Annotated in this window: 24 protein-coding genes and 1 pseudogene; 12 read left to right on the plus strand and 13 right to left on the minus strand. The window is 32.1% G+C overall.

What is annotated here, in order from left to right; all coding sequences use genetic code 11:
- The 4 genes and pseudogenes from EV01_RS05870 to EV01_RS05855 all read left to right on the plus strand — a co-directional run.
- Window positions 1-612 (plus strand): annotated as a pseudogene (locus EV01_RS05870) (NAD(P)H-quinone oxidoreductase subunit 5); the annotation flags it as partial.
- A gap of 121 nt (window positions 613-733) precedes the next feature.
- Window positions 734-2,338, plus strand: a complete 1,605-nt coding sequence (locus EV01_RS05865; protein ID WP_032518539.1) for an NAD(P)H-quinone oxidoreductase subunit 4 — start codon at window positions 734-736, stop codon at window positions 2,336-2,338.
- Window positions 2,339-2,461: 123 nt separating this feature from the next.
- Complete coding sequence (locus EV01_RS05860) at window positions 2,462-3,283, plus strand: segregation/condensation protein A (protein ID WP_032517255.1); 822 nt, start codon at window positions 2,462-2,464, stop codon at window positions 3,281-3,283.
- A gap of 48 nt (window positions 3,284-3,331) precedes the next feature.
- On the plus strand, window positions 3,332-4,510 hold the full coding sequence (locus EV01_RS05855) for a nucleotidyltransferase family protein (protein ID WP_032517256.1): 1,179 nt from the start codon (window positions 3,332-3,334) through the stop codon (window positions 4,508-4,510).
- Here EV01_RS05855 and EV01_RS05850 read toward each other — a convergent pair.
- On the minus strand, window positions 4,494-5,384 hold the full coding sequence (locus tag EV01_RS05850; RefSeq protein ID WP_032517257.1) for a methylenetetrahydrofolate reductase: 891 nt from the start codon (window positions 5,382-5,384) through the stop codon (window positions 4,494-4,496). The genes EV01_RS05855 and EV01_RS05850 overlap by 17 nt on opposite strands.
- 77 nt (window positions 5,385-5,461) lie before the next feature.
- Between EV01_RS05850 and EV01_RS05845 the strand changes: the two genes are divergently transcribed.
- On the plus strand, window positions 5,462-5,740 hold the full coding sequence (locus EV01_RS05845; protein ID WP_025914016.1) for a helix-turn-helix domain-containing protein: 279 nt from the start codon (window positions 5,462-5,464) through the stop codon (window positions 5,738-5,740).
- A gap of 212 nt (window positions 5,741-5,952) precedes the next feature.
- Here the strand turns inward: EV01_RS05845 and EV01_RS05840 are convergent, their stop codons facing one another.
- The 8 genes from EV01_RS05840 to EV01_RS05805 all read right to left on the minus strand — a co-directional run bounded on the left by EV01_RS05840 (window position 5,953) and on the right by EV01_RS05805 (window position 12,946).
- Window positions 5,953-6,450 (minus strand): CYTH domain-containing protein, encoded by a 498-nt coding sequence (locus tag EV01_RS05840; protein ID WP_032517258.1) that lies wholly within the window; start codon window positions 6,448-6,450, stop codon window positions 5,953-5,955.
- Window positions 6,451-7,362, minus strand: coding sequence for an NAD(+) kinase (locus EV01_RS05835; protein ID WP_032517259.1), 912 nt, complete (start codon window positions 7,360-7,362; stop codon window positions 6,451-6,453).
- 9 nt (window positions 7,363-7,371) lie between these two features.
- Window positions 7,372-7,692 carry an NADH-quinone oxidoreductase subunit NuoK gene (nuoK, locus tag EV01_RS05830; protein WP_032517260.1) on the minus strand — a complete coding sequence of 107 codons (321 nt, stop codon included), beginning with the start codon at window positions 7,690-7,692 and terminating at the stop codon, window positions 7,372-7,374.
- 18 nt (window positions 7,693-7,710) lie between these two features.
- A complete protein-coding gene (locus tag EV01_RS05825) occupies window positions 7,711-8,310 on the minus strand; it encodes an NADH-quinone oxidoreductase subunit J (protein WP_032517261.1) in 600 nt (199 codons plus the stop codon).
- Between the two features lie 13 nt (window positions 8,311-8,323).
- Window positions 8,324-8,950 carry an NAD(P)H-quinone oxidoreductase subunit I gene (ndhI, locus tag EV01_RS05820; RefSeq protein ID WP_032517262.1) on the minus strand — a complete coding sequence of 209 codons (627 nt, stop codon included), beginning with the start codon at window positions 8,948-8,950 and terminating at the stop codon, window positions 8,324-8,326.
- A gap of 68 nt (window positions 8,951-9,018) precedes the next feature.
- Window positions 9,019-10,137, minus strand: coding sequence for an NADH-quinone oxidoreductase subunit NuoH (gene nuoH, locus EV01_RS05815; RefSeq protein ID WP_032517263.1), 1,119 nt, complete (start codon window positions 10,135-10,137; stop codon window positions 9,019-9,021).
- Between the two features lie 78 nt (window positions 10,138-10,215).
- Window positions 10,216-11,361, minus strand: a complete 1,146-nt coding sequence (locus EV01_RS05810) for a citrate synthase (RefSeq protein ID WP_032517264.1) — start codon at window positions 11,359-11,361, stop codon at window positions 10,216-10,218.
- A 124-nt stretch (window positions 11,362-11,485) separates the two neighbouring features.
- Window positions 11,486-12,946 carry a hypothetical protein gene (locus EV01_RS05805; protein ID WP_032517265.1) on the minus strand — a complete coding sequence of 487 codons (1,461 nt, stop codon included), beginning with the start codon at window positions 12,944-12,946 and terminating at the stop codon, window positions 11,486-11,488.
- Between the two features lie 89 nt (window positions 12,947-13,035).
- On the opposite strand from EV01_RS05805, the gene EV01_RS05800 reads away from it, so the two are divergent.
- Window positions 13,036-13,386, plus strand: coding sequence for a rhodanese-like domain-containing protein (locus tag EV01_RS05800; protein WP_032517266.1), 351 nt, complete (start codon window positions 13,036-13,038; stop codon window positions 13,384-13,386).
- Here the strand turns inward: EV01_RS05800 and trpB are convergent, their stop codons facing one another.
- The gene (gene trpB / locus EV01_RS05795) at window positions 13,387-14,631 is read right to left on the minus strand and encodes a tryptophan synthase subunit beta (protein ID WP_032517268.1); all 1,245 of its coding nucleotides are present in this window, start codon (window positions 14,629-14,631) and stop codon (window positions 13,387-13,389) included.
- A gap of 48 nt (window positions 14,632-14,679) precedes the next feature.
- Here trpB and EV01_RS05790 point away from each other — a divergent pair, with 48 nt between their 5' ends.
- Together EV01_RS05790 and cysC are read left to right on the plus strand one after the other, a co-directional pair.
- On the plus strand, window positions 14,680-14,991 hold the full coding sequence (locus tag EV01_RS05790) for a translation initiation factor SUI1 (RefSeq protein ID WP_032517269.1): 312 nt from the start codon (window positions 14,680-14,682) through the stop codon (window positions 14,989-14,991).
- Between the two features lie 42 nt (window positions 14,992-15,033).
- Window positions 15,034-15,657, plus strand: a complete 624-nt coding sequence (gene cysC, locus EV01_RS05785; RefSeq protein ID WP_193741395.1) for an adenylyl-sulfate kinase — start codon at window positions 15,034-15,036, stop codon at window positions 15,655-15,657.
- An 18-nt stretch (window positions 15,658-15,675) separates the two neighbouring features.
- Here cysC and purE read toward each other — a convergent pair whose 3' ends face one another.
- Complete coding sequence (purE, locus tag EV01_RS05780; protein ID WP_032517271.1) at window positions 15,676-16,209, minus strand: 5-(carboxyamino)imidazole ribonucleotide mutase; 534 nt, start codon at window positions 16,207-16,209, stop codon at window positions 15,676-15,678.
- A gap of 89 nt (window positions 16,210-16,298) precedes the next feature.
- Between purE and bchM the strand changes: the two genes are divergently transcribed.
- Window positions 16,299-17,000, plus strand: a complete 702-nt coding sequence (gene bchM, locus EV01_RS05775) for a magnesium protoporphyrin IX methyltransferase (protein ID WP_032517273.1) — start codon at window positions 16,299-16,301, stop codon at window positions 16,998-17,000.
- A 1-nt stretch (window position 17,001) separates the two neighbouring features.
- Here the strand turns inward: bchM and EV01_RS05770 are convergent, their stop codons facing one another.
- Window positions 17,002-17,730, minus strand: a complete 729-nt coding sequence (locus EV01_RS05770) for a response regulator transcription factor (RefSeq protein ID WP_032517275.1) — start codon at window positions 17,728-17,730, stop codon at window positions 17,002-17,004.
- Window positions 17,731-17,790: 60 nt separating this feature from the next.
- On the opposite strand from EV01_RS05770, the gene EV01_RS05765 reads away from it, so the two are divergent.
- A complete protein-coding gene (locus EV01_RS05765; protein WP_032517276.1) occupies window positions 17,791-18,936 on the plus strand; it encodes a cysteine desulfurase family protein in 1,146 nt (381 codons plus the stop codon).
- 13 nt (window positions 18,937-18,949) lie between these two features.
- On the opposite strand, the gene rsmH is transcribed toward EV01_RS05765, so the two are convergent.
- Entirely contained in the window at window positions 18,950-19,852 is a 903-nt protein-coding gene (rsmH, locus tag EV01_RS05760; protein ID WP_032517277.1) for a 16S rRNA (cytosine(1402)-N(4))-methyltransferase RsmH, read from the minus strand.
- 38 nt (window positions 19,853-19,890) lie between these two features.
- On the opposite strand from rsmH, the gene EV01_RS05755 reads away from it, so the two are divergent.
- Window positions 19,891-21,078, plus strand: a complete 1,188-nt coding sequence (locus EV01_RS05755) for an NAD(P)H-quinone oxidoreductase subunit H (protein WP_032517278.1) — start codon at window positions 19,891-19,893, stop codon at window positions 21,076-21,078.
- A gap of 9 nt (window positions 21,079-21,087) precedes the next feature.
- On the plus strand, window positions 21,088-21,540 hold the full coding sequence (locus EV01_RS05750) for an acyl-CoA thioesterase (protein WP_032517279.1): 453 nt from the start codon (window positions 21,088-21,090) through the stop codon (window positions 21,538-21,540).

Raw genomic sequence — 21,540 nt, forward strand, 5'->3', positions numbered from 1 at the left:
ATAAATCTAGATCAAGAAAATGAAGAACAGCATGAAGAACAGCATGAAGAACATGGCTATATTCATGAGTCTCCATGGTCAATGACATTTCCCTTAGTATTTCTCGCAGTACCCTCTTTAATTATCGGTTTTATAGGACTCCCATGGGATAGTAAATTTGCAAATTTATTAGATCCAGAGGAAGCAGAGGTTGCTTCAAAGGCTTTCGAACTCAAAGAATTTTTGCCTTTAGCTATAGCTTCAGTTTTTATTGCATCAGCTGGAATCATTATTGCTTATCAAGCATATTTTGTTAAGAAAATTAATTTGTCAATATTATTTGCAGAAAAGTTTCCAACAATTAATCAATTTTTATCAAATAAATGGTATCTGGATGATATCAATGAGAAACTTTTTGTTAAAGGTAGCAGAAAACTAGCTAAAGAAGTTTTAGAAGTTGACTCTAAGGTTGTTGATGGAGTTGTCAATCTTACTGGACTTGTAACTTTAGGTAGTGGAGAGGGTTTAAAATATTTTGAGACTGGAAGAGCTCAATTTTATGCGCTTATTGTTTTTGGAGGAGTGATTCTATTAGTTGCTATATTTGGTTTTCAATCTCCTCAAGTAACTTAATTACAATTGTGTGTCTTCACTGTCCATTGGGGTGAAAAAATACAGATAATTTCTAGACTTTATTTAAGATAAATTTCTTATTAAATTGAGTACTTATTTTTTTACACATTTTGCGACACAAATTTTAGGAACTTTGGGAGCTGGATTATCTACTTTCCCTTGGCTATCTGCTTCAATTTTATTTCCAATTGGTAGTGCGTTTGTAATACCTTTTTTCCCAGATAAAGGAGATGGGAAAGAAGTTAGATGGTTTGCTTTGTCTATTGCATTAATAACTTTTTTAATAACTGTAGGTTCATATATAAATGGTTTTAATATTGATAATGACAGTGTTCAACTTAGAGAAAAGATTAGTTGGCTTCCTAATCTAGGACTTACTTGGTCTGTAGGAGCTGACGGCATTTCGATGCCATTAATATTGTTAACCAGTTTTATAACTGCTTTAGCAGTTTTAGCCGCATGGCCTGTTAAGTTTAAACCAAAATTATTTTTCTTTTTGATATTAGTTATGGATGGTGGGCAAATAGCTGTGTTTGCTGTTCAAGATATGCTTTTATTCTTTCTTACTTGGGAACTTGAATTAATTCCTGTTTATTTATTATTAGCAATATGGGGTGGAAAAAATAGACAATATGCAGCAACAAAGTTCATTATTTACACAGCTGGGAGTTCCATATTTATCCTTCTAGCTGCATTAGCAATGGGTTTCTATGGCACAGAAATTCCTAATTTTGAGTTTTCTCATTTAGCAACCCAAGATTTTAGTCAAAAATTCCAAATATTATGCTACGTGGGGCTCTTAATTGCATTTGGAGTAAAACTTCCTATAGTACCTCTTCATACTTGGCTTCCTGACGCTCATGGTGAGGCTACAGCTCCTGTTCATATGCTTCTAGCTGGAATTTTATTAAAAATGGGGGGATATGCTCTTTTAAGATTTAATGCACAATTATTACCCGTTGCGCATGCTCAATTTGCCCCATTATTAATAGTTCTTGGAGTAGTAAATATAATTTATGCTGCATTGACTTCTTTCGCGCAAAGAAATTTAAAGAGAAAAATTGCCTACAGTTCAATAAGTCACATGGGTTTCGTTCTTATTGGAATAGGAAGTTTTAGCAGCCTTGGAACAAGCGGAGCAATGCTACAAATGGTTAGTCATGGATTAATTGGAGCTAGTTTATTTTTTCTTGTTGGAGCTACATATGATAGAACAAAGACTCTTAAGCTTGACGAAATGAGTGGTGTTGGTCAAAAAATGAGAATCATGTTTGCCTTATGGACTGCTTGTTCCCTGGCTTCGCTTGCTTTGCCAGGTATGAGTGGATTTGTATCCGAATTAATGGTATTCACGGGATTTGTTACCGACGAAGTTTATACTCTTCCTTTTAGGATAGTTATGGCTTCTTTAGCTGCTGTAGGTGTAATACTTACTCCTATTTATTTACTTTCAATGTTACGAGAAATTTTCTTTGGTAAAGAAAATCCTAAATTAAGCGAAGAACGAAAACTGATCGATGCAGAGCCTAGAGAAGTTTATATTATTGCTTGTTTACTTTTGCCCATAATTGGAATAGGTTTATATCCAAGATTAGTAACTGAAAGTTATCTTGCATCTATTAATAATTTAGTTGACAGAGATTTAATGGCCGTCAAAACTTCTATGAAAACAAATATTTTTTCAGGAACTAAAAAAAATGAGATTTTAAAGGCTCCAACAATATAGTTTCTTAAACTAATGCAATATTGTTTGGCGGAACATAAATAAGAGGATATCTTATGAGTAGTTATTAGATAATTAAAAATACCTCATATAAATTCTCCTGATAGTCAACAATTAGGTCCTAGATTGTTGATTAAATTTCTTCAAGACGCTGCTGGTAAAGGCGATCTTGATCCATGGGATATTGATGTAATTAGTGTAATTGATAGTTTTTTAGAACAATATGCACATACTCTCAAAAAAACTTCGAATAGCAAGAATTCATATCAAAAGGATTTATCAGAGACAAGCGAGGCATTTTTTGCTGCTTCTGTACTAGTTAATTTAAAAGCTCAAGTTTTAGAAGCCGATGTTTTTAAAGAAAATTCTTCAGATTTTGAAGATCATTTCGATGTTGATGATCAGGACTGGATTGATCAAGAATTTGATATTCCAAAATATCCTGAAAAATATCTAAGGAGAAGATCAACAGCACAACCAATTTTAAAACGTACCACAACTTTGGGAGAACTTGTTAGTCAATTAGAGTCTATTGCTGAAGTTATAGAAAGCCAAGATCTACTATTAATGAAGAGAAAAAGAAATAAAAAATATTCTAATAGGGACTTAGTATCTCAAGTTAAATCTCTAGCACATCGCGAGAAACTACCTGAAACTACAAAAGAATTAGGTAAATTTATTGATGGGTGGGAAAAAGCATTACAGTGGACAGATTTTGAATATTTAGTTGAGATATGGCAAAAAGTTGTAAAAAATGATTTAGATAAAGATCGTCTTGGGGTTTTTTGGGCTTTGTTATTTTTATCATCTGAAAACAAAATAGAAATTAAACAAATTAATTCTTTATATGGTCCAATTCAAATTAAAAGAATAATTCCTGATGGGGGTATAGCACAATTGCCTATAGAAAATCTTGAGGTAAAAAATACCTATCCCTCTGCTGTTTAGTAGCTTAATAGTAATAACGTATAATCTTTAAAAAGAGGTTTTGAATTCATGAAGGCAATGATACTTGCGGCAGGAAAAGGCACACGTGTTCAGCCCATAACTCATATTATTCCAAAACCAATGATACCGATTTTACAAAAACCTGTAATGGAGTTTCTTTTAGAACTCTTAAAAGAGCATGGCTTTAAAGAAATAATGGTTAATGTTTCACACCTTGCTGAAGAAATTGAAAATTACTTTCGTGATGGTCAGAGATTCGGAGTAGAGATAGCATATAGTTTCGAAGGTAGAATTGAAGATGGGGAATTAATTGGAGATGCTTTAGGTTCAGCAGGAGGATTAAAAAAAATTCAAGATTTTCAAAATTTTTTTGATGAAACCTTTGTTGTACTTTGTGGCGACGCTTTAGTTGACTTAGATTTGACTGAAGCAGTTAAGAAACATAAGGAAAAGGGAGCGATTGCAAGTTTAATAACTAAAAAAGTAACTAGAGATCAAGTATCAAGTTATGGCGTAGTAGTCTCAGATAGTAACGGTCGAATAAAGGCTTTTCAAGAAAAGCCATCTGTAGATGATGCTTTAGGTGACTCGATAAATACAGGAATTTACCTTTTTGAACCTGAAATTTTTAATTACATACCGTCAGGTGAGAAATTTGATATTGGTGCTGATCTCTTTCCTAAACTTGTTGAGATGGATTTGCCATTTTTTGCACTTCCAATGGATTTTGAATGGGTAGATATTGGAAAAGTTCCTGATTATTGGAGTGCTATTCGTAATGTATTACAAGGTAAGGTAAGACAAGTTGAAATACCTGGTAAAGAAATTAAACCTGGTGTTTTTACGGGATTGAATGTTGCAGCTAATTGGGACAGAGTCGATATTACTGGGCCAGTATACATTGGTGGCATGACAAGAATAGAAGATGGTGCAACAATTATTGGACCTGCAATGATTGGTCCAAGTTGTTGTATTTGCGAAGGTGCAACAATTGATAATTCAATTATTTTTGATTATTCTAAAATTGGTAAGGGTGTTCGACTAGTAGATAAATTAGTATTTGGCCGTTACTGTGTGGGCAAAAATGGAGATCATTTTGATTTGCAAGATGCATCTTTGGATTGGTTGATAACGGATTCTAGAAGATCTGATATGACCGAGCCATCCCCTCAGCAGAAGGCAATGGCAGAATTGTTAGGTACTGATTTAATTAATATTCCAGATTAAGATTAGCTTTTTTAAGAATTTCAGGGATTAAATGTTCTGTCTTAACTGCCATTAAATGAATGCCATTCGCTATGTGAAAATAGTCTTGCGCTTGTTCAGCTGCAATTTGAATACCTTCTTCTAATGGATTTTTGGCATCTTTAAGGCGATTAATTATATTTTCAGGGATGTTCGCACCCGGGACATTTTTGTTTATGAAGAGAGCATTTTTGTGAGACTTTAATAGGAATACACCAGCAATAACAGGAATTTCAAGAGGTTTGGCTATTTTTTCGCAAAATTCTATTAAATTTTCTTTTTCCATAACCATTTGAGTTTGAATGAATTGAGCTCCAGCCTCTTTTTTCTTTCTCATTCTGTTTTCTAAACTTCTTTGATTTCTGCAACTTGGATCTGCAGCAGCTCCTGCATATATAAATGTTTTTTTATCGGGAAGTTCCCCAAAAGTCGGATCAATTCCCTTATTGAAGGCTTGAATTTGTTGTAGCAATCTTACTGATTCAAACTGGTGAACTGCTTTAGCATCTTGTTGATCCCCTGCTTTTACTGAATCACCTGTAATACATAAGATGTTTTGAATTCCTAGAGCATTTGCTCCGAGAATGTCTGATTGTAAAGCAATTTTATTACGATCTCTGCAAGATATTTGCATTATTGGTTCAATTCCATTTTCCAGTAATAGTTTGGACATTGCCAAGCTGCACATTCTCATTACAGCCCTGCTTCCGTCGGTAATGTTAACAGCATGTACCTTATCTTTCAAAAGTTGTGCTATGTTAAGAGATCTTATGGGGTCTCCACCTCTTGGCGGCATTAACTCTGCCGTTATTACTTTGGATTTTTTTTCTAAAGTTTGCTGAAGTTTTGTTTTCAATTGCTTTTGTTTCCTTATAGGTTAACAAGTGTAGTGAGATTGCTAAACTCAACTAATATAAAAAAGGAACTGTTTAAATGCAAATGGTTGAAGAAGAAGTAAACAACATTGATATGATGGGTCTCTCAACAAGAGAGATGGAAATCATTGATCTCGTAGCTGATGGGCTTACAAATCAAGAAATTGCAGTAAAACTAACTATTAGTAAAAGAACTGTTGATAATCATGTAAGTAATATGTTTACAAAAACAGGCTCAAAAAATAGAGTAGCACTTTTGAATTGGGCAATGGATAATGGAAAGATTTGCAGAGATGGGTTTAATTGTTGTTCACTCCCAGACTCTGATCAAGATTAGTACCTTTTACTTTTTTTGTATTATTAGCTAAATCTATTAAACAATAATTTGTAGAACATAGTTCGAAAAGCTCAGCATACGCAATGCATGCGTCTTTGTCTGAATCAACAAATCTCAATATTCCTTCTTTATCGTAAAGCCCGTACATTTTAAAAGGAGAAAATTGTATTATTAAATATAAAGAAAATATAAAGGATGGGTGGCTTCTTTGACTAGTTACTTTTGAAAGTTGTCAAATAGTCTTCTTTCCATTTTGAAAAAGGATTCTTGGAAAGACTAAAATTGGAGTAATAGCTTAACCCAGTAATTTCTTTAGATATGAATGGAGGAAGACTTAAATCTTCCTCTTCTTTGGAGAGTTCAGTTTCGGCAATTTCAAGCGGATAATTATTTTCTTTAAAGCAATCTACAATCCAGATTTTTTTTTCAACTTTTAAAAAGAATCTATCTTTTTTAATTGTATTTGAAAGATTTGACATTATCGTTTCACCATCTTTTCGTGGAATGGAGTACTCAAATTCAAAGCTGGTAAATCTTTCGATATGTTTTTTTAATGCAATTTTAAAGTCATTGTCAGTAAACCTTATCCTAATAATCCAATCATCTAAACTATTTGATAAGTATCCTTGTTCAATAGAAATTTTTTTCGTAATAAATTCTTTCCAACTATCATTTTTTATAAGAAATCTTCTTTCTATTTCTAGGGCCATTTAATTGTTTGTTTTTTTTAAAGATAGATCTCCTTTCCAATCTAGTTTTTTTATTAAAGTGCTGTAGTAGGTAGCGCTTTTTTTAAATTTTATTATTTTGCAGGGAGATTCACTTTTTTTGATCTCACAATAATAATTTTCTTTAATACTCATACATTTTGAACCGTCTTTCCATAATTTAATTTCTCCTTTATTTTTTTTGACTGGTTTAATGATCACCTTGCTTGTATTAGGAATTACTATCGGCCTACTAGCCAAGCTCATTGGGCATATTGGGTTGATGATCATTGCATCTAGAGCAGGGTGTACAATAGGGCCACCTGCGGCCATTGAGTATGCCGTTGAACCAGTTGATGTAGATATAATCAATCCATCACCTTTATATTCATTTACTTTCTCATTATCTATTTCAATTTGTATTTGGTTGGTCGGAGAAATATCTTCTTCAACAGATTTAAAATAAAAATCATTTAAAGCATCGTAACTTTTTATAATTTCTTTTTCAGAATTGTTCCCATTAATAAAGACATTACAATTTAATCTATTACGAGAGTCGATGATATATTTTTCGTTTTCAAGGATTTCAATAAAAGATTTGTCAAATAAAAAATCTTTTTCTTGAGTGAGAAATCCTAAATTACCTCCAATATTAAAACTTAATAAAGGAATATCATAATCTGCTAATACATTTGCACATTTCAAGAAGGTTCCATCCCCACCAAGTACTATGCCAATGTCTGGTTTTGATTCTGAGTTACAAAGATATTTATCAATTTCATCTTTATGAAAATCACTTTCTATCCTGTTTGATTTAATATTTCTAGCTTTAAGGACATCTTCACAGAATTTTGAAGCCTTTGAAGCTGTAGAGCTATCTGAACGATATAAGATAAGCACTAATGCAAGTTTCATTAAATGCTTTTACCATTTTAATAAATTAAAACTTTCCATATCTACAGTTACCCTATTCCTATAAAGAGATAATAATATAGCTAATCCAACTGCTGCTTCTGCGGCAGCAACAGTAATCACAAAAATTGTAAAAACTTGTCCTTGAATTAGATTATTATCAATATAGGAAGAAAACGCCATTAAGTTTATATTTACCGCATTGAGCATTAGTTCAATACTCATAAGAACTCTTACTGCATTTCTGCTATTTAAAAGTCCCCAAATACCAATACAAAATAGTGCTGAAGATACTATCAGAAAAGCTTGAATAGGAATTGATTCTAAATTCATGATAAGAAAGTTTAGAGGTTAATTTTTATTTGAGAGCAATGGTTCTGATGATTTTTCAATTAACGCTTGATCAACAGGTAATCCAGTTGAAATATCCTTATTCATGACATCTCTTCTAGCTAAAACGATAGCCCCAATCATTGCCATTAAAAGTAAAACTGAAGCAACTTCAAATGGGAGTAAATAATCACTAAATAGATGTTCACCAATTCTGATAGTTGATTCTTCTCCTATAGAGTTTTGAGGACTTGATAGGCTCCATACATTGGTCAAGTCAACTCTTATTAAAAGGCTTAATAAGGTTAAACATATCGACGTTGATATGATTCTTCTCGATTTAATGTCATTTATTGGCTTTAAGTCTTCTTTTTTATTGACTAGCATTATTGCAAAAATTATTAGTACATTAACTGCACCCACATAAACTAAAACTTGAGCTGCAGCAACAAAACTTGCATTTAAAAGAAGATATAATCCTGCCACACTCATGAAAACTCCTCCTAGAAGAAAGGCTGAATAGACAATGCTTTCTAGCAATACAACACCAAGTGCTCCAATAAGAATGATAAGAGAGAGAATTGTAAAACAAATAATTTGAGTTGTTATTGCAATGGACATAAATTAGTTGAAATTAATTATTTGGATTAGAAACTTTATCTTTATTTTCATTGGATTCAGGTCTCATCCAATCATAAACTTCTTCAGGTAATTTACCAACTCTCGTATCGGAAGCTGGGATTTCATGTGGGTCCATGACTCCTTTAGGAAGATAAGCAAGTTCTCTTAAAGGTTTTACTGAAGGATCTGTTGTTACGTTTGTAGGTAGTCTACCAAGTGCAACGTTATCGAAGTTTAGATTGTGTCTGTCAAAGGAAGCTAACTCATATTCTTCGGTCATTGATAGACAATTAGTTGGACAGTATTCAACACAATTTCCGCAAAATATACATACTCCAAAGTCAATTGAATAATTTCTAAGTTCTTTTTTTTTGGTTTCTTTATTCATCACCCAATCAACTACTGGTAGATTTATGGGACAAACTCTTACGCAAACTTCACAAGCAATACATTTATCGAATTCATAATGTATCCTTCCTCTATATCTTTCAGAAGGTATTAATTTTTCATAGGGATATTGGACTGTAACAGGTCTTCTTCGAAGATGATCAAACGTTACAGATAGGCCATTGTATAAATATTTGCCAGCATTAAATGCCTCCTTAATATAGCTATTAATTTGTTGAAGGAAATTTTTCATTTTGAAGAATTTACTCAGTTATTTTATTTTAGTGGATTAATTTTAAATTTAAGTATTTTTACTTAAATTTAACCACCAAAGAATTGGGGAAAAGCAAGTTTTAATCCTGCAGTTATCAAAAGATTAGCAAGAGAAATTGGAAGAAGAAACTTCCAACCAAGATCTAAAAGTTGATCTATTCTTACTCTAGGGGTTGTCCAACGTAATAATATTGCAATGAAAACTAAAAGATATGCCTTCAATACAGTCATTGCAATTCCAATTGATGCAGTGAAAACCTGTATGAGGGGCGCATTAACAGGTAAATTCAGAAACTTAGCTATTAATTCAACTGGAATAGGAAAACCCCATCCTCCCAAATAAAGTATTGATACTAATAATGCTGAAAGTATTAAATTGATGTAACTACCAAGATAGAACAAAGCGAATTTCATCCCTGCATATTCAGTTTGATATCCTGCAACTAATTCTTCTTCAGCTTCAGGTAAGTCAAATGGAAGTCTTTCACATTCTGCAAGAGCACAAATCCAAAAGACTATAAAACCAACTGGTTGCCTCCAAATATTCCAACTTAAGATTCCCGCACCGCTTTGTTGGTTAACAATGTCAATAGTACTTAGAGAATTTGTCATTAGTACGATAGCCAGTACAGATAAAGCCAAAGGTATTTCGTAACTAATAGATTGAGCTGCTGCTCTTAATCCACCTAATAATGAATATTTATTATTTGATGCATATCCGCTCATAAGAAGTCCAATTGGCTGGATACTGCTTAAAGCGATCCATAAGAAAATTCCAATACCAACATTACTTATTAAGAGGTTTTGACCAAAAGGGACAATTAGCCAGGATAGAATCACTGGGACAAGAACTAAAATAGGCCCTGCAGTGAAGAGAATACCGTCAGCTTTGGCGGGAATAATGTCCTCTTTCACAAGTAGCTTAAGACCATCTGCAATTGGTTGGAGTACTCCAAGCGCACCTGCATATTCGGGGCCTATTCTTTGTTGAGCAGCAGCAGATATTTTTCTTTCAAGCCAAACTGTTACTAAAACTCCAACAACTGCTGCTACTAATACCAAAAGCATAGGTAGAGGGAGCCAAATTATATGAGCGATCTCACTAGAAAGGCCGAAACCTTTTAAGAATTCATTAAAACTATATTCGAGATCTAAACCGTATTCCAAAGTTTTTTAAGTTATTTACTTAATAGATTAACTCTTCGTAAACGATATGTGTGTTTTTTTTTGGAAAAGCTGCAAATATTACTCTCTATTTTCTAAGATAATCCAATCTCTAGGTGCCGAACCTGTATAGATTTGCGATGGTCTAAAAATTCTATTTGCTCCAAGTTGCTCTCTCCAATGCGCTAACCAACCAGCCACTCGTGATATAGCAAAAATTGGAGTAAATAAATCACGAGGAATACCAAGTTTTCTATAGACAAGACCAGAATAAAAATCCACGTTAGGGAATATACCCTTAGGTCCAAGTCTTGGTATCGCCTCTGCCTCAAGTGATTTAGCAACTTCATACATTTCATCTGCTCCAAATCTAATAAAAAGCTCTTCGGCTAGTTTTTGAAGAATTATTGCTCTTGGATCTTTAACTTTATATTCTCTGTGGCCGAAGCCCATTATCTTACGTTTATTTTTTATTGCATTATCTAAAAAAGACCCAGCATTTTCAGGGGTTTTAATATCTTCTAACATTGCGATCACATCTTCATTTGCTCCTCCATGCAGAGGGCCAGCCAGGGTTCCTACTGCAGAGGCGATAACAGCATATGGGTCTGTAAGAGTACTTGCAGTAACTCTAGCGCTAAATGTACTTGCGTTTAAACTATGTTCGGCATGTAGAATTAGACACCTATCAAAAACTTTTGCAGCTATAGGATCTTGTTCTTTTTCAGTCAGCATGTAAAGAAAATTTGATGAGTAAGTTAAATCATCTCTTGGTTGAATTGGGTCTTGCCCTTTTCTAATAAGTTGAAATGCAGCAATCATTGTGGGTATTTTTGCTATAAGTCTTATGACTGCGTTGTAGATGTAATTAGGATCATCTATTGCCCTACGCGAATAGAAGAGTCCTAAAGAAGCTGCACTAGACTGAAGAGCATCCATAGGATGACCTGTCGCAGGGAAACATTTCATCATATCTCTGACTCTAAAACTTAATCTTCGATGCATCTGAACTTCTTGTTCAAAATCTCTTAGTTGAATAGCCGTGGGTAATTCGCCCCAAATCAATAGGTAAGCAGTTTCTAAAAAACTGCTTTTTTTGGATAGTTCCTCAATGGAGTACCCCCTATATAGTAATTTACCTTTGTTGCCGTCAATATCACAGATGGATGAATTAGTAACTGGGACACCTTCTAAGCCTGGTTTTAAAACAAGTTTCTTACTATCCAATTGCTTAATTCAATATCAAATACTTATAGATTAAAGATAGTCAAATAATTTTTAATTAACCACAAGTTATCAACTTCATAAAAATTTCAAATGATTGTCTTTGAAGCTTATTTGAATAACTTTATTAATGTATTTTTAAACTTGTTTCTGTGTAGAGAATTGGATTTTTTTCTGGAATAGATTGACTTATGATTTCTAGATATTCTTCATTTGATATTTTTAAAATATTTTTAATGAGGAAATTAAGATCTTCCAAATCAGGTAAATATCTGATTTTATTGGAAGTTTCATCTTTGATATTAACTTTTGCATAAAGGAAAGTAGATTTCTCTTTATTACTTTTTAGGTTGAAAAATTTTTTTGAGATTTTTTCTAGTTTTTTACTATCTATTAAAAAATTACTAATGAATTGCAAACCTCTTGACTCTATTGAATAGATATTGTCAAAAGTTAATTGTTGTATTGCATCATTTTTTTCTTCAAGAATATCTTTGGAATATATTGAGTAAATATCTTCATTCTGCTGCAAAGTATATTTGTTGAAATCTTTTAGTTTTTTTAAATCACTTAAATCAAATTGATTTTCAGCATTCTTTTCAAATGTAAAAAGCCAATCTTTTTTTGAATTGATAATTAAAATGTTTTGATTTGTATTTTGGTTGAAATCTTCAAGAAAACTTAGTTCAAAATTGTTTATAAAAGGTTTAAGATATTTTTCAAAATTTTTAATTTCACTAAAAATTGAAACTTGAGGGTTATCTTTATTCGTATTTTCTTTATTTATAAACTTATCATAAGCAAGAATATCAATATTCTTTTTATTATTTAGTAAATATGATTTTAAAATTAGATGTTTATTTTTTAAGTCAAATGTTGTAGCTACAATATCCTCATTTTTCTCAGTAAAAATTTCTTTATCAAAAAATATACTGTCTCCAAATTTCTTTGTGAATAAAATATTTTTTTGATTTTTGAGTCCAAAAAGTTCTCCTTCATATTGAAATTTTTTTTCTTTAAAATCATTACTAGGGTTAATAATATTCTTGATCAATGTTTTTTCTGATGAAGCAATTATATAGTTATCATTGGTTCGGTATATAAAGTTAAGGAAATTTATTTTGTTTTCTCTATTAATTGAAATTATTTCATCAATCTGATCAATTTTATTAGGCAAATTTAATAAATCATCTATTGTTTTTTCTGGCTTAATTTTAAAAACTATCAAAATATCATCTTTAAGCTTTTTATTATTTTCAAAAGTTGAGATTATAATTTCATTATCATAGATATCTTCTAATTTATTGTTGCCTAGATCTATACCTAAGTAATCTAATATAGAGTCTTTTATTAAAACAAATTTATCTTGACTTATTCGATTTTTTACTTTTTCATTATTATTAAAAATATTAAAATTATCTAAACTTGAAATAAATAATAATTTATTTTTTTCAGGTATGTATTTTAGGATATTTAGTTGCTCAATACTTGTACTTTGCTCCTTATTTTTATTAATATAAACTTTTTTAAAACCCAAAAAAAGTAATAAAGATAATAACAGTATTATTGCTACTACTCTAAATTTCATTATCAATGTTTATTTTTATTTTTAACAATAAACTTTCTACTGCAACTTAATTTATTAAATTGTAAATAACACATAATTTATCCTACAAATTGGGAAGTTATCCTAAATCTATAAATGCTTCTAGTCTCAATGATTGGTTTAATTCTGAGAAAGAAGATCCAGTCTTGATTGATGTAAGAGAACAGTCAGAGCTTGAAATAGCTCGTTTCTCAAAACAATTTTTACATATACCAATTAGTAAAGTCACATCTGAATATGTTAAAGAAATATTTGCAAGTTTATTAGATAGAGAAATTGTAGTTGCGTGTCATGCAGGAATCAGAAGTTATAACTTTTCTCAATGGTGCTTGGATAATAATATTGTGAGCGAAATATGGAATTTAGAGGAGGGTATTGATGGATGGAGTAAATATATTGACCCATCGATTCCAAGGTACTGATTAAATATCTAATAAAGATGCAACAGTATTAACATCTTTGTCTCCTCTGCCAGAGCAATTGATAACTATATGAGTATCTTTTTCAAGAGTAGGGCATAATTTATCTAACCAAGCAAAGGCATGGGAAGTTTCAAGTGCAGGTATAATTCCCTCTAATTCACTTACCAGTCTTAAAGCATCTAATGCTTCTTGATCTGTAACTGACCCATACTCTGCTCTACCTATATCTTTTAAATGGCTATGTTCAGGACCTACTCCAGGGTAATCTAAACCTGCACTTATTGAGTGAGCTTCTTGCACTTGACCATTATTATCTTGTAAGAGAAGACTCATTGATCCATGCAAAATTCCAACTGAACCTTTAGTGATAGTGGCAGCATGTTTGTCAGTATCAACTCCGCTTCCTGCGGCTTCAACTCCAATAAGACGCACAGAAGTTTCTTTAACAAAAGGATGGAAAAGCCCCATTGCATTTGATCCCCCACCTACACAAGCAAGCAAAATATCGGGAAAAGATCCAAATGATTCCAAACATTGTTTTTTAGTTTCTTCACCTATAACTGCATGAAAATCTCGCACAATCTTTGGAAAAGGGTGTGGACCTGCAACAGATCCTAAAATGTAGTGTGTGGTTTCAACATTAGAAACCCAATCTCTAATGGCTTCACTAGTGGCATCCTTAAGTGTTGCAGTTCCAGAATTTACAACTTTAACTTCAGCTCCTAGAAGTTTCATTCTGAAAACGTTAAGGGATTGCCTTTTCATGTCTTCAGCACCCATGTAAATAATACATTTCAAGCCAAATCTCGCACAAACAGTAGCAGTAGCAACTCCATGCTGACCTGCTCCAGTTTCTGCAATTATTCTTTTTTTGCCCATTCTTATTGCCAGTAATGCTTGTCCAAGGGCATTATTAATTTTGTGAGCCCCAGTATGATTTAAATCTTCTCTTTTAAGCCATATTCTAGGAGTTGCTTGTTTAGTTTTATAATGTTCAGTAAGTCTTTTGGCTTCATAAAGTGGTGTTTCTCTTCCTACATAAGTCTTAAGTAGATGATTTAATTCTTCTACAAAAAGTTTATCTTTCCATGCATTAGATGCAGCTGTTTCAAGCTCAAAAAGAGCAGGCATTAGCGTTTCAGGAACATATTGACCACCATATTTTCCAAATCTTCCCTCTTTGGAGGGTTGATTTAAATCGTCATTTTTATAGTTTTGATCATTGCGAGAAAATGTACTTACCACTTTTTCTATAGAATAAGTATTAACTAACTATAGATTATATTTAAAATAATGGGAAAAGGGAATTGGATAGAATTTGATAATCAAGAAAAAAAATCTGAAGAAGTAGCCAAGGTAGATACTGTTAATAAAAGATCAAAAATAAATATTTCAAAACAAAAAAAAGGTAAAAAGGGAAAGACTGTAACTTTAATTAGAGGTTTAGGCACTGAGGATGAAATCTTATTAAAAGAATTACTAAAAAAAATTAAAGTTTTTTGTGGGACTGGTGGAACATTGATTGATAGAAATATCCAGTTACAGGGTGATATGGTATCGAAATCAATTGAGTTTCTTCGTAAAGAAGGATTTCATAATTTATGAAGCAAAGGTTAGGATAGGTTTTTAATTTTGATGATGCAAAAAATGAAAGAACAAGATCAAACAAAGTCAACCAATATAAAGTGGCATAACTTAACTATTGACAGAGAAAAGTTAGAGAAAATGAGAGGTCATAAAGGTATGGTTATCTGGTTTACAGGTTTATCTGGTTCTGGTAAAAGTACTTTAGCCAACGCTTTAAATGAAATTTTACACTTAGATGGTTTTTCAACTTATGTGTTGGATGGAGATAATATTAGACACGGTTTATGTAAAGATCTTGGTTTTTCGGATGAAGATAGAGAAGAAAATATAAGAAGAATTGGCGAAGTCGCGAATTTATTTATGAATGCTGGGATAATAACTATTACAGCTTTCGTTTCGCCATTTATTAGCGATAGAGATAAGGTGAGAAAAATTATTGGATCCAAGGATTTTATTGAAGTTTATTGTTCTGCTGATATCAAAGTTTGCGAAAATAGGGATACTAAAGGTCTTTATAAGAAAGCTCGTTTGGGTGAAATTAAGGAATTTACAGGGATTTCTAGTCCATATGAAGCTCCTCATAATCCCGAACTTGTTGTTGATACAGGTTCGTTAGATTTAAATGATTCCGTTGAAAAAGTTATTAACTACCTTAAAAAAGAAAACCTTCTTGATAAGGTCTAATAGAAAAATATTAGTTTATTAATTACGAAGATAATTGTCAGGTCCAATAGTTGATAACTTATTATTTTTATTTCTTACATTTGTATGTAGATTTTCTCTGAATTCTTTTAAATTTTTCTTTATGGACTCATCAAATAAACTGATCATCTCTATTGCTAATAACCCAGCATTCTGTCCTCCATTAATTGCAACTGTTGCAACTGGAATTCCAGCGGGCATTTGAACGATTGATAAAAGAGAGTCAATTCCCTTCAGTGTCTTACTCTCTACTGGTACTCCAATTACAGGAATGCAAGTTATGGATGCTAGCATTCCAGGAAGATGAGCAGCACCACCAGCACCGGCAATTATTACTTTTATGTTTTCTGATTCTGCATTTTTTGCATATTCCATCATTTCGATAGGTGTACGATGAGCAGAAAGTATACAAACTTCAGTTTTTATCCCAAATTCTCTTAAAATATCAACGGCTGGTTTTAATGTATTTAGATCTGAATCACTACCCATTACGACAGCAATTTTATAAATATCTTTAGAATTCAATTCTGACAAAATAACAAATCAATTCTTTCCTATAATGGCGCGCAATTAATTTGGCGCCAGTTAGTTAATATGAAATGAATAAATTTTCATAGAATATTATGAAGTCAAATAAGATTATCGAAAAAAGTGAAGTCAGAGAGTATTTTAATGGAACTGGCTTTGAAAGATGGAATAAAATTTATAGCAAATCTGATGAAATTAATACAGTTCAGAAAAATATTAGGAAAGGACATCAAAAAACTGTAGATGATGTAATCTCATACATTAAAAATTATCCTGAACTAACAAAAAAAAGTTATTGTGATGCAGGCTGTGGTGTAGGAAGTCTTTCCATACCTTTACTAAGACTCGGTATAAAAGAACTGCAGATGAGCGATATTTCTTCTGAAATGATTAAAGAAACAAAAAAACGCATTCATGAATTGGGTTTGAATCAAGGTAAAGTTAAATATGAAGTCTGTGATCTCGAAAAATTAAAAGGATTATTTGATGTTGTAGTTTGTTTAGATGTATTTATTCATTATCCTCAACTGGTCGCAGAAGAAATGGTTCAACATTTATGTGATTTAAGTAAAGAAAAACTAATCGTTAGCTTTGCTCCTTATACTCCAGTTCTTGCTGTTCTAAAAAATATTGGAAAATTATTTCCGGGGCCAAGTAAAACTACAAGAGCATATACATTGAAAGAAAAGGGTATTATTGATGCTGCTAAAAAAAGAGGATTTAAAGTTGTTAAAAAGAAATTAAATCAAGCTCCTTTTTATTTTTCAAAACTAATTGAATTCGAAAAAATTAAATAACTTACTTTACTAAATGATTTTCAAGTGCATAACGAACTAATTCGGTTCGGCTTGATGTACCTGTCTTGATAAAAAGTCTACTTACATATTTTTCAACATTTCTAATAGATGTTTCAAGCTGTCTTGCAATTTCCTTGTTCATTAGACCCTCTGCTACTAGTTGAAGTACACTTGCTTCTCTTGGAGTAAAACTAGGAATATTTATTTTATTTTCTGTATCAGTCGGATTTTGGTCTGTGAGCATAGATTTTATTTCAGTAATTTGCTTCGCCATTTTGCTTACGTCAATATCTGCGAATCGTGCAGCTTCTTTTAATAATCGTTCTTGTCTGTTGATTACATTTTTAACTCTTGCAGCTAATTCATCGGGATCGAAAGGTTTGGAAATATAATCATCAACTCCTGCAAGATAACCTTCTGTTCTGTCTAGTGTCATCCCTTTTGCAGTTAGAAAAATAACTGGAGTTCCTCCTAATTTTTCATCCTCTCTAATTTTTTCTAATAAAGCATAACCGTTGGCTCGGGGCATCATAATATCGCTAATTATCAAATCGGGGAAAATTGTTTGAGCTTTTTCCCAACCATCCTCTCCATCAACAGCAATAAATATTTCAAAGCCTTCATCTTCTAGAAATGTTTTAACAGCTGTTCTTAAACCAGGCTCATCATCAACTAATAAAATTCTTGATTTTTTTACCGGTTCATTATTTATTTGATTAATTGCATTCATTTTTTTTAATTCTTTAATTTGATTTTCTAGTAATAAACAGAATTTTATATACTAAATATAATGCTATCAACTCCAATACTACTAGACTATCAATCTTCGACTCCTTGCTCTAAAGATGTCGTTGATTCTATGAAACCTTTTTGGAGTGAGATATTTTCTAATCCTGCAAGCAAATCTAATTTGGCGGGGATTAACGCAAGCGCTATATTGGAAGCCTCAAGAGAAAAAATAGAACAAAGTTTATTTCTTAAGAATAAAAAAGTTATTTTTACAAGTGGAGCAACTGAATCTAATAACTTAGCCTTACTAGGTTTTGCTAGAAATTTCTATAAGAAAACAGGAAATTTTGGACATATTATTACCTTAAAAACGGAGCATAAAGCTGTTTTGGAGCCTTTAAACCAACTAAAAAAAGAGGGATTTATGGTTACAGAAATTAATCCTGAGAAAGATGGCTTAATTTCAGAAGAACAATTCAAAAAAAATATAAGAGAAGATACATTTCTGGTTAGTGTCATGTTGGCAAATAACGAAATAGGAGTTATTCAGCCAATAGAAAATATTTCAAAAATATGTAAATCGAGAGGAATAACATTTCACTCTGATTTTGCACAATGTTTAGGTTATATGGCGTTAGACAATCTTTTATCAGATGTAAACATGACAACGATAAGTTCTCACAAAATATATGGTCCTAAAGGGATAGGACTTCTTTTGATTGATGAAGAAATTAATCTTGAGCCTTTAATTGTTGGAGGAGGTCAGGAATATGGTCTTAGGTCTGGCACATTACCTCTTCCTTTAGTAGTTGGCTTTGCTAAAGCAATAGAGATAGCAGTTTTTAATCAAAAAAATAATGCTGAGAAATTACTTTTTTATAGAAATAATCTTTTAGAAGGGTTGTTAAAAAATAATTCTGGTTTATTAATTAATGGCTCAATAGAAAAAAGATTACCTCACAATTTAAATTTGACTGTATTGGATTTAAACGGAACAAAGTTTCATAAACTTTTAAAATCTAAAATAATTTGTTCTACTGGATCTGCATGTAGTAATGGCGAACCATCTCATGTTTTACTAGCCTTAGGTAGATCTATTAAAGAAGCAGAATCTTCAATAAGGTTAAGTATTGGATTAAGTACTAATTCAAAAGATATAAAACAAGCAATTCATATTCTTACAGATACGATCAGATCATTAAGATAGAAGTTATTGGCTTTTAATTTAATTGAGCAATTCTTAATTTTCCACTTCTAGCTCTTTTATTTAGTTCGACTTCTTGTTCGGAAGGAGTTATTGGCTTTTTTGTAAGGCTTTTAAGTCTTGGATCATTCTTAAAACAACTTTTAACTAACCTATCTTCAAGGGAATGAAAACTAATAATAGAAATAATACCCCCTGGCAAAAGCCATTCAGGTACAACTTGCAAAAATTTTTCTAATACTTCAATTTCTTTATTAACAGCAATTCTTAGTGCTTGAAATGTTCTTGTTGCTGGATGTATTTTTTTATATCTTTGTTTTGGTGGGAAGCAGCCTGCAATAGAATAAGCTAACTCTTTTGTCCCAGAATATTTTCCATTTTCCTTCAAATCCAATTTTATTTTCCTAGCAATCTTTCTTGATAATCTCTCATCTCCATATTTATAAATTAGGTTAGCTAGATCTTTTTCATTTAAAGCCTCAATTAATTTCTCTGCATTAACATCAAGATAAGGATTCATGCGCATATCAAGCGGACCATCTTTTTGGAAACTAAATCCTCTTTTAGGGTCATCAATTTGGTTGCTATTTACTCCAAGATCTGCAATCACAAAAGAAACTTTTTCTTTTGGTACAAAATCCGCAAAATTTGAAGCCCTTATATCAATCCTACTTTTAAACTCATCAAGTTTTTTTGATGCTGATTTTCTTGCGAATGGATCTTGATCAAGTCCAATTATATTTAAATCCGAATATTTTCTCAATAAATGATAAGAGTGCCCGCCTCCGCCTAAAGTTGCGTCTATTCCCTTAAGTTGATTGTTATGTATAAGTGGGTAATTCTCTAATGAGGCCATAATCTCATCTGTCATAACCGATTGATGATTGAAAAAAGATGAATCAGATGGGTCAGTTTGCATAACTTTCGACTAAGATTTATTTAGAAGTTAAATTTCGAATGGCTCAGCTAGAGACTAGAACAGAACCAATGGTGGTCAATTTTGGCCCTCACCATCCCTCAATGCATGGGGTTTTAAGGTTAGTTGTAACTCTTGATGGGGAGAATGTCATTGATTGTGAGCCAGTAATTGGATATTTACATAGAGGAATGGAAAAGATAGCTGAAAATAGGACAAATGTAATGTATGTCCCTTATGTAAGCAGAATGGATTATGCAGCAGGAATGTTTTATGAAGCTATTGTAGTAAATGCTCCTGAAAGATTAGCTAATATTCCAGTTCCCAAAAGAGCTAGTTACATCAGAGTTCTTATGCTCGAACTTAATCGTATTGCTAATCATCTTTTATGGCTTGGCCCCTTTTTAGCAGACGTAGGAGCTCAAACTCCATTTTTCTATATTTTTAGAGAAAGAGAGATGATCTATGATCTCTGGGAAGCTGCTACTGGGCAAAGGCTAATAAATAATAATTTCTTTAGGATAGGAGGTGTCGCATGTGATCTCCCATACGGATGGTTAGAAAAATGTATAGACTTTTGCGATTGGTTCGGCCCTAAGATAGATGAATACGAAAAATTAATAACAAATAATCCAATCTTTAGAAAAAGAATTGAAGGTCTTGGGACAATACAAAAGGACCAGGCAATTAATTGGTCTTTGTCTGGTCCAATGCTTAGAGCTTCGGGAGTTTCCTGGGATTTAAGGAAAGTCGATAGTTATGAATGTTATGACGATTTTGATTGGCAGATTGCTTCAGAAAAAGAAGGAGACTGTTATGCGAGATATCGAGTAAGAGTTGAAGAGATGCGACAATCACTAAGCATCATTCGTCAAGCCTGCAAAATGATTCCAGGAGGTCCAACAGAAAATTTAGAAGCTCAAAGAATGGCGACTGAAGATAAGAAAAGTGAAATATTTGGTATTGATTATCAATATGTAGCTAAGAAGGTTGCTCCAACTTTTAAAATTCCTAACGGAGAATTATATACAAGATTAGAGTCCGGTAAAGGAGAAATAGGTGTATTTATTCAAGGAAATAATGAAGTTACCCCATGGAGATTTAAAATCAGAGCAGCTGATTTAAATAATCTGCAAATATTGCCTCATATTCTTAAAGGTGCCAAAATCGCTGATATTATGGCAATCCTTGGTTCAATAGATGTCATTATGGGATCTGTTGATAGATAATTTCTTTAAATGAAACCTGCTGATTGGTTAATATTGCAGAAGAAGGTAAGATTTGGTGATTGTGATTCTGCAGGTGTAATTCATTTTCATAACTTATTAAAATGGTCGCATGAAGCTTGGGAAGAAAGTATTGAAATTTATGGGATTCCTTCTCAAGATATTTTTCCAGATTTTTCTATACGTAAAAGTCAAATTATTTTTCCAATAGTTAATTGCGAAGCAAACTTTATTGCGCCTATAAAAATTGGAGATTTATTAAAAGTAAAAATCGCCCCTCATAAAATTAATACTCATTTGTTTCAAGTAAATAGCTTTTTTATAAAAAATGGAAATAAAGTAGCTGAAGGCAAAATTATACATTGTTCTTTAGATGTTGATTCGAGAAACAAAATTGAACTTCCCGATCAGTTAGAAAGATGGATAGAGGCTTCTAATGTAAGTACAAATTTAAAAGAATGCTAA

The organism is Prochlorococcus marinus str. MIT 9401 (assembly GCF_000760095.1).
GTDB classification, from domain to species: Bacteria; Cyanobacteriota; Cyanobacteriia; order PCC-6307; family Cyanobiaceae; genus Prochlorococcus_A; species Prochlorococcus_A marinus_I.